We start from the raw sequence: 1,390 nt of genomic DNA on the forward strand, positions 1-1,390 counted from the left end.
CTGGGGGTAAATCACTATGATCCGGTCCCTTGGAAGCAGGCCGAAGGCTATACGGTCTTTGCACCCTTCGCCCAGGATACCGCGTATTTTGGCCGAAGCGAGCAGCAGTGGATGATCAATTTCAGGGTTGATGATTTGGCCGCTTTGACACGCCAGCTACAGGACGCAGGGATCACCGTCGAAACCAATCCGGATTGGGATAGCGAGGTGGGTAAATTCGCCCGTATTCATGATCCCGAAGGCAATCCCATCGAGCTATGGCAGCCAAATCAATGAATTGGCTGGAATGTATACCGTCGCATTCTTGTAAGTATCTGAAATAAAATGGGAATTGATGTATTTTGGGTGTGCCGTATAGTGTGTCGGATGAATCGGAGCCCTGCATGACGCCAATCGATGACCACCCTTTACGCTATCGGCTTGCCAATGAACTGCACGCCCGACCTTTTCCGGTGGCGCAGGTTCCATGCACGGTTGCCTTTCTGGCGATCAAAAAGCCCGGCACGTCGCAAAGTGGGGACCGGCAGGACGACATTGCGCATTTGATAAATCTGCTGGATCGTCACGGCGCGCCGCACCCTCAACCCGACGCGACCCACTATGCGGGGCAGATCGGACGCCATTGGCTCAAGTGGGAGCAACACACTGAGTCCGTAACCTTTACTGCGATCTCTCAGAACGTGAGTGAGCGGGCGTTCAACCGCGCCGATTTCGAAGTCTTCCCCCCAGATTGGATGATGGCCAGTCCCGGTCAGAGGATCACGTCGGCTTTGCTACGAGTTGTTCCGCGCCCAGAGGATGACGTCGTCCGGAACTTGCTACCGGATTGGTTCGAACCCGAAAGCCTTGCCGTGTCCCGCGTTTTGGACGATGCCGCGATCTGCGCCAGCGATTTTCGCATCGACCCCGCAGGGCACATGCGGTTTGCGCTGTTCGTGTCGGATGGAACTGGAGAGCGCCGGGTTGGACGGATCATCCAGCGCCTGTGCGAAATCGAGACCTACAAGGCCATGTCCATGCTGGGGTTTGCGCGGGTCAAATCTCTGACAACGCGCATTGGCGAGTTGGATCAGAAGCTGACCGCGCTGATGGGCGAGATGACCGATGGCGGCAAACATCCCGATGACATGCTGCCGCAGCTGCTGAAAACCTCAACCGAGTTGGAGACGATCTCGGCACGCTGTACCTTTCGGTTTGGGGCCACGGGCGCCTACGAGGCCATCGTTAACCAGCGCGTCAAGGTTTTGCGGGAAGAGCGGTTCATGGGGGGGCAGAGCTTTGCCGATTTCATGATGCGCCGCTATGACCCTGCGATGCGGACTGTTAAGTCGACTGAATTGCGCCTACAGGCCCTGTCAGACCGGGCCATCCGCGCCGGAGATCTACTGCG

Annotated in this window: 2 protein-coding genes; both read left to right on the forward strand. The window is 57.2% G+C overall.

Annotation, left to right across the window (positions count from 1 at the left end):
• Nucleotides 1-276: VOC family protein (locus ACR0E6_RS21185; protein ID WP_480587011.1), on the forward strand; the 276-nt coding region annotated here is incomplete at its 5' end.
• A gap of 107 nt (nt 277-383) precedes the next feature.
• On the forward strand, nt 384-1,390 hold a 1,007-nt coding region (locus tag ACR0E6_RS21190), incomplete at its 3' end, for a DUF3422 family protein (RefSeq protein ID WP_480587013.1).

It is taken from the genome of Ruegeria sp. AP12, assembly GCF_056540025.1.